General features: G+C 51.5%; 1 protein-coding gene (running past one end of the window). It reads left to right on the top strand.

Annotation, left to right across the window (positions count from 1 at the left end; genetic code table 11):
* A protein-coding gene (locus AC3CKG_RS08870) for a VCBS domain-containing protein (protein ID WP_488528183.1) crosses the window boundary here: on the top strand, positions 1-12,428 show its end. 14,959 nt of this gene lie to the left of the window's left edge; the window shows 12,428 of its 27,387 coding nt (coding positions 14,960-27,387); its start codon lies beyond the left edge, outside the window; its stop codon occupies positions 12,426-12,428.

Here is a 12,428-nt window from a genome sequence, read left to right as displayed (position 1 = left end):
GCTTCACGGTGACGTCGGTAGACGGCACAGAGCAAGTCGTGAAAGTGACGATCAATGGCACGAACGATGCGGCGACGATCGCAGGCGACACAGAGGTCGTGGCCTCTGAAACCGATGCGGCGTTGAGCCTAAGCGGCACCTTGACCGCGACGGACGTGGACAACGCAGACAACACCTTCACAGCGACAAGCATCGAAGGCACCAACGGCACGTTCAGCATCGCGGAAAATGGCGAGTGGACGTTCGTGGCGAACAGTGCGTTCAATGAGATGAATGTTGGCGACAGCAAAGTCGAAAGCTTCACGGTGACGTCGGTAGACGGCACAGAGCAAGTCGTGAAAGTGACGATCAATGGCACGAACGATGCGGCGACGATCGCAGGCGACACAGAGGTCGTGGCCTCTGAAACCGATGCGGCGTTGAGCCTAAGCGGCACCTTGACCGCGACGGACGTGGACAACGCAGACAACACCTTCACAGCGACAAGCATCGAAGGCACCAACGGCACGTTCAGCATCGCGGAAAATGGCGAGTGGACGTTCGTGGCGAACAGTGCGTTCAATGAGATGAATGTTGGCGACAGCAAAGTCGAAAGCTTCACGGTGACGTCGGTAGACGGCACAGAGCAAGTCGTGAAAGTGACGATCAATGGCACGAACGATGCGGCGACGATCGCAGGCGACACAGAGGTCGTGGCCTCTGAAACCGATGCGGCGTTGAGCCTAAGCGGCACCTTGACCGCGACGGACGTGGACAACGCAGACAACACCTTCACAGCGACAAGCATCGAAGGCACCAACGGCACGTTCAGCATCGCGGAAAATGGCGAGTGGACGTTCGTGGCGAACAGTGCGTTCAATGAGATGAATGTTGGCGACAGCAAAGTCGAAAGCTTCACGGTGACGTCGGTAGACGGCACAGAGCAAGTCGTGAAAGTGACGATCAATGGCACGAACGATGCGGCGACGATCGCAGGCGACACAGAGGTCGTGGCCTCTGAAACCGATGCGGCGTTGAGCCTAAGCGGCACCTTGACCGCGACGGACGTGGACAACGCAGACAACACCTTCACAGCGACAAGCATCGAAGGCACCAACGGCACGTTCAGCATCGCGGAAAATGGCGAGTGGACGTTCGTGGCGAACAGTGCGTTCAATGAGATGAATGTTGGCGACAGCAAAGTCGAAAGCTTCACGGTGACGTCGGTAGACGGCACAGAGCAAGTCGTGAAAGTGACGATCAATGGCACGAACGATGCGGCGACGATCGCAGGCGACACAGAGGTCGTGGCCTCTGAAACCGATGCGGCGTTGAGCCTAAGCGGCACCTTGACCGCGACGGACGTGGACAACGCAGACAACACCTTCACAGCGACAAGCATCGAAGGCACCAACGGCACGTTCAGCATCGCGGAAAATGGCGAGTGGACGTTCGTGGCGAACAGTGCGTTCAATGAGATGAATGTTGGCGACAGCAAAGTCGAAAGCTTCACGGTGACGTCGGTAGACGGCACAGAGCAAGTCGTGAAAGTGACGATCAATGGCACGAACGATGCGGCGACGATCGCAGGCGACACAGAGGTCGTGGCCTCTGAAACCGATGCGGCGTTGAGCCTAAGCGGCACCTTGACCGCGACGGACGTGGACAACGCAGACAACACCTTCACAGCGACAAGCATCGAAGGCACCAACGGCACGTTCAGCATCGCGGAAAATGGCGAGTGGACGTTCGTGGCGAACAGTGCGTTCAATGAGATGAATGTTGGCGACAGCAAAGTCGAAAGCTTCACGGTGACGTCGGTAGACGGCACAGAGCAAGTCGTGAAAGTGACGATCAATGGCACGAACGATGCGGCGACGATCGCAGGCGACACAGAGGTCGTGGCCTCTGAAACCGATGCGGCGTTGAGCCTAAGCGGCACCTTGACCGCGACGGACGTGGACAACGCAGACAACACCTTCACAGCGACAAGCATCGAAGGCACCAACGGCACGTTCAGCATCGCGGAAAATGGCGAGTGGACGTTCGTGGCGAACAGTGCGTTCAATGAGATGAATGTTGGCGACAGCAAAGTCGAAAGCTTCACGGTGACGTCGGTAGACGGCACAGAGCAAGTCGTGAAAGTGACGATCAATGGCACGAACGATGCGGCGACGATCGCAGGCGACACAGAGGTCGTGGCCTCTGAAACCGATGCGGCGTTGAGCCTAAGCGGCACCTTGACCGCGACGGACGTGGACAACGCAGACAACACCTTCACAGCGACAAGCATCGAAGGCACCAACGGCACGTTCAGCATCGCGGAAAATGGCGAGTGGACGTTCGTGGCGAACAGTGCGTTCAATGAGATGAATGTTGGCGACAGCAAAGTCGAAAGCTTCACGGTGACGTCGGTAGACGGCACAGAGCAAGTCGTGAAAGTGACGATCAATGGCACGAACGATGCGGCGACGATCGCAGGCGACACAGAGGTCGTGGCCTCTGAAACCGATGCGGCGTTGAGCCTAAGCGGCACCTTGACCGCGACGGACGTGGACAACGCAGACAACACCTTCACAGCGACAAGCATCGAAGGCACCAACGGCACGTTCAGCATCGCGGAAAATGGCGAGTGGACGTTCGTGGCGAACAGTGCGTTCAATGAGATGAATGTTGGCGACAGCAAAGTCGAAAGCTTCACGGTGACGTCGGTAGACGGCACAGAGCAAGTCGTGAAAGTGACGATCAATGGCACGAACGATGCGGCGACGATCGCAGGCGACACAGAGGTCGTGGCCTCTGAAACCGATGCGGCGTTGAGCCTAAGCGGCACCTTGACCGCGACGGACGTGGACAACGCAGACAACACCTTCACAGCGACAAGCATCGAAGGCACCAACGGCACGTTCAGCATCGCGGAAAATGGCGAGTGGACGTTCGTGGCGAACAGTGCGTTCAATGAGATGAATGTTGGCGACAGCAAAGTCGAAAGCTTCACGGTGACGTCGGTAGACGGCACAGAGCAAGTCGTGAAAGTGACGATCAATGGCACGAACGATGCGGCGACGATCGCAGGCGACACAGAGGTCGTGGCCTCTGAAACCGATGCGGCGTTGAGCCTAAGCGGCACCTTGACCGCGACGGACGTGGACAACGCAGACAACACCTTCACAGCGACAAGCATCGAAGGCACCAACGGCACGTTCAGCATCGCGGAAAATGGCGAGTGGACGTTCGTGGCGAACAGTGCGTTCAATGAGATGAATGTTGGCGACAGCAAAGTCGAAAGCTTCACGGTGACGTCGGTAGACGGCACAGAGCAAGTCGTGAAAGTGACGATCAATGGCACGAACGATGCGGCGACGATCGCAGGCGACACAGAGGTCGTGGCCTCTGAAACCGATGCGGCGTTGAGCCTAAGCGGCACCTTGACCGCGACGGACGTGGACAACGCAGACAACACCTTCACAGCGACAAGCATCGAAGGCACCAACGGCACGTTCAGCATCGCGGAAAATGGCGAGTGGACGTTCGTGGCGAACAGTGCGTTCAATGAGATGAATGTTGGCGACAGCAAAGTCGAAAGCTTCACGGTGACGTCGGTAGACGGCACAGAGCAAGTCGTGAAAGTGACGATCAATGGCACGAACGATGCGGCGACGATCGCAGGCGACACAGAGGTCGTGGCCTCTGAAACCGATGCGGCGTTGAGCCTAAGCGGCACCTTGACCGCGACGGACGTGGACAACGCAGACAACACCTTCACAGCGACAAGCATCGAAGGCACCAACGGCACGTTCAGCATCGCGGAAAATGGCGAGTGGACGTTCGTGGCGAACAGTGCGTTCAATGAGATGAATGTTGGCGACAGCAAAGTCGAAAGCTTCACGGTGACGTCGGTAGACGGCACAGAGCAAGTCGTGAAAGTGACGATCAATGGCACGAACGATGCGGCGACGATCGCAGGCGACACAGAGGTCGTGGCCTCTGAAACCGATGCGGCGTTGAGCCTAAGCGGCACCTTGACCGCGACGGACGTGGACAACGCAGACAACACCTTCACAGCGACAAGCATCGAAGGCACCAACGGCACGTTCAGCATCGCGGAAAATGGCGAGTGGACGTTCGTGGCGAACAGTGCGTTCAATGAGATGAATGTTGGCGACAGCAAAGTCGAAAGCTTCACGGTGACGTCGGTAGACGGCACAGAGCAAGTCGTGAAAGTGACGATCAATGGCACGAACGATGCGGCGACGATCGCAGGCGACACAGAGGTCGTGGCCTCTGAAACCGATGCGGCGTTGAGCCTAAGCGGCACCTTGACCGCGACGGACGTGGACAACGCAGACAACACCTTCACAGCGACAAGCATCGAAGGCACCAACGGCACGTTCAGCATCGCGGAAAATGGCGAGTGGACGTTCGTGGCGAACAGTGCGTTCAATGAGATGAATGTTGGCGACAGCAAAGTCGAAAGCTTCACGGTGACGTCGGTAGACGGCACAGAGCAAGTCGTGAAAGTGACGATCAATGGCACGAACGATGCGGCGACGATCGCAGGCGACACAGAGGTCGTGGCCTCTGAAACCGATGCGGCGTTGAGCCTAAGCGGCACCTTGACCGCGACGGACGTGGACAACGCAGACAACACCTTCACAGCGACAAGCATCGAAGGCACCAACGGCACGTTCAGCATCGCGGAAAATGGCGAGTGGACGTTCGTGGCGAACAGTGCGTTCAATGAGATGAATGTTGGCGACAGCAAAGTCGAAAGCTTCACGGTGACGTCGGTAGACGGCACAGAGCAAGTCGTGAAAGTGACGATCAATGGCACGAACGATGCGGCGACGATCGCAGGCGACACAGAGGTCGTGGCCTCTGAAACCGATGCGGCGTTGAGCCTAAGCGGCACCTTGACCGCGACGGACGTGGACAACGCAGACAACACCTTCACAGCGACAAGCATCGAAGGCACCAACGGCACGTTCAGCATCGCGGAAAATGGCGAGTGGACGTTCGTGGCGAACAGTGCGTTCAATGAGATGAATGTTGGCGACAGCAAAGTCGAAAGCTTCACGGTGACGTCGGTAGACGGCACAGAGCAAGTCGTGAAAGTGACGATCAATGGCACGAACGATGCGGCGACGATCGCAGGCGACACAGAGGTCGTGGCCTCTGAAACCGATGCGGCGTTGAGCCTAAGCGGCACCTTGACCGCGACGGACGTGGACAACGCAGACAACACCTTCACAGCGACAAGCATCGAAGGCACCAACGGCACGTTCAGCATCGCGGAAAATGGCGAGTGGACGTTCGTGGCGAACAGTGCGTTCAATGAGATGAATGTTGGCGACAGCAAAGTCGAAAGCTTCACGGTGACGTCGGTAGACGGCACAGAGCAAGTCGTGAAAGTGACGATCAATGGCACGAACGATGCGGCGACGATCGCAGGCGACACAGAGGTCGTGGCCTCTGAAACCGATGCGGCGTTGAGCCTAAGCGGCACCTTGACCGCGACGGACGTGGACAACGCAGACAACACCTTCACAGCGACAAGCATCGAAGGCACCAACGGCACGTTCAGCATCGCGGAAAATGGCGAGTGGACGTTCGTGGCGAACAGTGCGTTCAATGAGATGAATGTTGGCGACAGCAAAGTCGAAAGCTTCACGGTGACGTCGGTAGACGGCACAGAGCAAGTCGTGAAAGTGACGATCAATGGCACGAACGATGCGGCGACGATCGCAGGCGACACAGAGGTCGTGGCCTCTGAAACCGATGCGGCGTTGAGCCTAAGCGGCACCTTGACCGCGACGGACGTGGACAACGCAGACAACACCTTCACAGCGACAAGCATCGAAGGCACCAACGGCACGTTCAGCATCGCGGAAAATGGCGAGTGGACGTTCGTGGCGAACAGTGCGTTCAATGAGATGAATGTTGGCGACAGCAAAGTCGAAAGCTTCACGGTGACGTCGGTAGACGGCACAGAGCAAGTCGTGAAAGTGACGATCAATGGCACGAACGATGCGGCGACGATCGCAGGCGACACAGAGGTCGTGGCCTCTGAAACCGATGCGGCGTTGAGCCTAAGCGGCACCTTGACCGCGACGGACGTGGACAACGCAGACAACACCTTCACAGCGACAAGCATCGAAGGCACCAACGGCACGTTCAGCATCGCGGAAAATGGCGAGTGGACGTTCGTGGCGAACAGTGCGTTCAATGAGATGAATGTTGGCGACAGCAAAGTCGAAAGCTTCACGGTGACGTCGGTAGACGGCACAGAGCAAGTCGTGAAAGTGACGATCAATGGCACGAACGATGCGGCGACGATCGCAGGCGACACAGAGGTCGTGGCCTCTGAAACCGATGCGGCGTTGAGCCTAAGCGGCACCTTGACCGCGACGGACGTGGACAACGCAGACAACACCTTCACAGCGACAAGCATCGAAGGCACCAACGGCACGTTCAGCATCGCGGAAAATGGCGAGTGGACGTTCGTGGCGAACAGTGCGTTCAATGAGATGAATGTTGGCGACAGCAAAGTCGAAAGCTTCACGGTGACGTCGGTAGACGGCACAGAGCAAGTCGTGAAAGTGACGATCAATGGCACGAACGATGCGGCGACGATCGCAGGCGACACAGAGGTCGTGGCCTCTGAAACCGATGCGGCGTTGAGCCTAAGCGGCACCTTGACCGCGACGGACGTGGACAACGCAGACAACACCTTCACAGCGACAAGCATCGAAGGCACCAACGGCACGTTCAGCATCGCGGAAAATGGCGAGTGGACGTTCGTGGCGAACAGTGCGTTCAATGAGATGAATGTTGGCGACAGCAAAGTCGAAAGCTTCACGGTGACGTCGGTAGACGGCACAGAGCAAGTCGTGAAAGTGACGATCAATGGCACGAACGATGCGGCGACGATCGCAGGCGACACAGAGGTCGTGGCCTCTGAAACCGATGCGGCGTTGAGCCTAAGCGGCACCTTGACCGCGACGGACGTGGACAACGCAGACAACACCTTCACAGCGACAAGCATCGAAGGCACCAACGGCACGTTCAGCATCGCGGAAAATGGCGAGTGGACGTTCGTGGCGAACAGTGCGTTCAATGAGATGAATGTTGGCGACAGCAAAGTCGAAAGCTTCACGGTGACGTCGGTAGACGGCACAGAGCAAGTCGTGAAAGTGACGATCAATGGCACGAACGATGCGGCGACGATCGCAGGCGACACAGAGGTCGTGGCCTCTGAAACCGATGCGGCGTTGAGCCTAAGCGGCACCTTGACCGCGACGGACGTGGACAACGCAGACAACACCTTCACAGCGACAAGCATCGAAGGCACCAACGGCACGTTCAGCATCGCGGAAAATGGCGAGTGGACGTTCGTGGCGAACAGTGCGTTCAATGAGATGAATGTTGGCGACAGCAAAGTCGAAAGCTTCACGGTGACGTCGGTAGACGGCACAGAGCAAGTCGTGAAAGTGACGATCAATGGCACGAACGATGCGGCGACGATCGCAGGCGACACAGAGGTCGTGGCCTCTGAAACCGATGCGGCGTTGAGCCTAAGCGGCACCTTGACCGCGACGGACGTGGACAACGCAGACAACACCTTCACAGCGACAAGCATCGAAGGCACCAACGGCACGTTCAGCATCGCGGAAAATGGCGAGTGGACGTTCGTGGCGAACAGTGCGTTCAATGAGATGAATGTTGGCGACAGCAAAGTCGAAAGCTTCACGGTGACGTCGGTAGACGGCACAGAGCAAGTCGTGAAAGTGACGATCAATGGCACGAACGACTTGCCAACAGTCGAAGACTTCACCGTGGGTTTAGACAATAACGATGAAGCGTTTTTTACGTTCGACTCCGGACAATTTGGTAACGAAAACAACGTTGCAGATATTGAAGATGATATTTCAGGGACGCCAGTAGATGTACAAGTCCTTGAAGAGCCATTGTTCGGTAAGTTGTATGATGTTTCAGGTGGTGGAAAAGTATTAATTGAAGCAAACGATATAATAAGTAGTGACGCCCAAGTAGAGTATGAACAGGATCCCAACGCGGTAGATAAACTTGATTTCGTCGCTAGTACTTTCGCAAACCAAGTTAATAATGGATCTAGCAGCGTAAGTTATCTACAAGGGAGCGTAATCATAAGCTCTGGTATTTACGACGGTAGCTCCCCAACTGACGCTAATGTAGTCGATACAAATTCTTATTTGGTTTACGACAGTCAAAACCAAGAGGATGGCTTTGGTGTGTCAACTAATGCGAATTCAACTAGCGGTGAGTTGGATGTAGTTAGCGGTGGCAACCAAGAATATATCTCTGTTGATTATTCCCAATCCGGTGCAACCATTACAGAGGCTAATATTGAATTTGGTAGCGTATTCGGAAACTACAATGCGGGAAATAATGCTGGCGGTCGTATTGAGGTACTCGCTCTCGATGAAGATGGTAATGTTGTCGGTACTTTCTATTTTGATAGTGACGAAACTGGTGAGCACGCTCTTTCAATAGACAATAATGGTAATGCTACCGTTAACATCTCTGTTGCTGATGGATTTACTGAGTTGCGAGTTTTCACTACACAAGATGGTTCGGATAACCCCAATAAGAACTCAAATATTACATTGAAAGGAGTCGACGTAGTTAGTGCGGAACTTACTGAGGAAATAGATTATAAATCGGTTGATTCGGATGGTTTGGTCAGCGACGAAACAGCTCAATTGACTATATCAGACAGTTCAGTTGGACAATCGCCTGTTGCTCAAGACGATACAGTCTCAGTGTTTGGTGGGCTATCAGGATACTATTACAGTTCGAATGAGAGCGTTAATGGCAATATTGATTCTGTTCAAGACGCACTCGATGTTATTGCTAGTAAAGATGCTGACTTAACGTTCGAAGCCAAGGACATTAACTATACATTAAATGGAAACAACAACGGATTGAGTTCTCAAACCCAGTTTGAAGACTTCTTAAACAATGATGCTTCGTCGTTAGAAGGTTCAGTTGCTGATCACAGTGATGGTGTAATTAAGATGAGTGGCTCTGTTTATTTGCAGCCCGGAGATTATGCATTCAAAGTTACAGCAGATGACGGTTACACTATTTTTATCGATGGTGTTGCCGTGGCTACTGTTGACCAAAACCAATCATCTACTACAACGCTTCATAATCCATTTACCATTGATAGTTCAGGCTACCATTCTATTGAGATTGTTTATTGGGACCAAGGTGGTGCAGCGAATTTGGATATCAACCTCGGTACCGTAGATGGCAATGGAAACTATAATAACGGGGAGCATGATCTAAATGATTTCCCATTGATTGGTGATGTATTCCAAGTTGATGAAGGTCAGGCTCTTGCCATCGATTCATCTTTGTTGTTAGAAAACGATTACGATCCTAACGCTGGTGATACCTTCTCTATAGTGCCTGACGGTTTTAGTTCTAATGACGGAACTATTTCTTATGATGCATTGACTGGTCAAATAATTTTCACACCTAATTCAGGCGTTAGTGGTTCTGCTACTTTTTCCTACACTATTATAGATAACTCTGGGCTGGTTGATACCGCAACTGTTACAACGCAAGTTAATCCTGTCAGTGATGGTTTGTCAGTAACTACCAGCTTGAATTATGTTGAAGGAAACGTCGCAGATTCTATCGTTTCCTCACTTATTGCTACAACAACTGGCCGAGTCATTGATAGTAGCGCCGACAACGATAGTAATTATCTTGGAACATCTGGAACTTGGTTATCAGCCCTAGGAGGAAACGATACAATCGTTTATGGAACTGGTGGTCACATGCAAGTCTTGGCTGGCGAAGGGGATGACCTTGTTTTAGGCAGTGATGGCTCATCAAGCGTTGTGACTGAAAACCTACAAGGCGGCGATGGTAGCGATATTTTGGTCGGAGGGATTGACGTATCTTCCAGTATTAATCTAGTCGGTGATATTGCTGATGAAGTAGGTAATGATATATTTATTTCTCGTAGTGCGACGACCAGTACCGCTTATTATGGCGGAAACGGTACTGATGTTGCCTATTTGGTTGGAGCCAGCGCTGACTATGTGTTTAAGACAGAGGGGGCCTCCGATTTCACGCTTACCCACAGCGGTTTAGGCAATGCAAACCACGACTTCTATAGTGTTGAGACATTATATCTGTCTGACGGTAAATTTGACGTATCAAGTGGTTCTTTAGTCAAAGTTGCGGAAATTTATGAACTAAATATAGATATAGACCTTATAGATACGGACGGTAGCGAACAAGTTATGTCTTTGGTTGTTACTAACGTACCTTCTGACGTTATTTTGTCATCTGGTGTGAAACAAAGTGATGGGACTTGGGTTATTGACCCTAGCAACCTCGATTCGGAAGGTAAACTAACTCTAGTTGTTGAAGCCCCCGTAGGGAATATTCCATCTTTGACAGTAACTGCGTCAGCCCAAGAAATCGATGAACAAGGTAATTTACTCGATAATCCTAGATTCGCAGAATCCCAAACGGGAGCATTGGTTATTCAGTCTGGCTCTTCAAATGGAGACGACACGCTTGTTGGAGGGAAAGGAAATGATGTCCTTTTAGGTGACAAGGGAGGTATTCAAACTACTCAAACTGAAGCCACTAATTATAATGTTGCTTTGATCATTGATCGCTCAGGGAGCATGAATGACCCATTAAACACAAGTAATTCTGCATCGAAGTTGAGTGTCGTTAAATTAGCGTTGATAGAAATGCTTACCAACATAGCGGATCATCCCGGAACAATTAATGTTGCATTGGTAGGTTTTGCAGGAAGCGCGAGTAAAACACTTGACTTGGATGGACTTGATTCTTCGAACGTTGCGTCAACAGTTACAAACGCGATCAATGCGCTGACTGCCGATGGTGCCACAAATTATGAAGATGCGTTTGATGGAGCAAAAAGTTGGTTCGATGAACAGCCAACAGATAATTATGAGAATTTGTCGTTCTTCTTATCTGATGGCGTACCAACTGTATCTAATAACCATAACTCGAATGGAACTACCACTGAGTTCGAAGAGTTCGCTGATTCTGTTGACTCATTTAACGATTTAGCAGCAATTTCTTCAGTTAGAGCGGTAGGTATTGGCTCAGGAATTAATGAAAATATATTGAAGTTCTTTGACAATACAAATAGCAGTAACACGGCATATAATTCGATCTCCGAAACCCTTGCTGATTTCTCATCTAACTCTGGAGAAGCATGGGGCCTTGAAAATATAATAATCAGTCAAGACAGTGGAGTCGTCGAAGTTAACGGGGGCTGGTTATTACTATCGGATAAAGGAAACCAATCTGGAAAAACTGAAATCATTATGCCGAGTTTTGTTGTTGCTAGTGACAGTTATTCTGAATTGTCATTTGTTGCGGATAAGACAAGTGACTTTGGTAGCGGTGATGAATTTAATTGGGCAATACAAAGGTTAGATAATGGTAATTGGTCCAATGTTCAATCTGGAAGCGATGATGGCAATATATCTTCTAACATGTTGGATGAAGGAACTTACCGACTAATTATCTCGGTGTTCGAAGATAATGGGGGTAGTAACGCTGCAAGCGTTTATTTGGATCAATTTAAGCTACAAACAATTATCGCGCCAACCGGTGATGTTGAAATTGTAAATACATCGTCAGATCTGCAAGCCGTCCTTAATGAAGGCAGTAAAGAGATCAACTTGATTCCTGTTGGAAACGATATAGTTAATGGTGGAGATGGAAGTGACATTTTGTTTGCGGACGTTATTAATACTGATAATTTACCCTGGGTAGAGGCAGGTTTGGTTAAACCTGATACCCTTGCTGATGGCTCTGGCGTTGAAGCACTAGAAACATTCTTAGAGATGCGAAATGGACATCCCGCTACTGAGCTTGAAATGTATGAGTATATTAAAGAGAATCACGATTTATTTGATGTAGAATCCGATACTCGTGGTGGTAATGATACTTTATCGGGCGGCGAAGGCGACGATATTCTGTATGGTCAAGGTGGTGAAGATACGCTTATCGGTGGTTTAGGTGACGATATCTTGGTTGGAGGAGACGGCGACGACTTGTTCCAATGGGTTGACCAGCCATTCCAAGGCGATGTTGATACCATTACCGACTTTGCTTTGGGTGAAGATCATTTGGATATCTCTCAACTGCTACCGACTGAGAATAATATGTCTGATCTTCTAGATCACATCGCTATTGAAAAAGTGGATAACGGCGGTGGTGATAAAGATCTGGTGATCACTATCTCTGAAGGTGCCAATAACAGTGGTCAGACACAAACGATTGTACTCGATAATACGGGGAATCAGTTTGACTCTGTCAACGCTCAAGGTGATGGCAGTGTGATAAGCAGTGATTTGAGTAACTTGGTTAATCAACTCTTTGTGAACTTACCAGACCAATAA

The sequence above is a fragment of the Vibrio sp. QJM3NY_15 genome (assembly GCF_057785995.1).
Note: the sequence above shows the minus strand (reverse complement) of the source record. Positions and strands in the feature narration are given on the sequence as shown.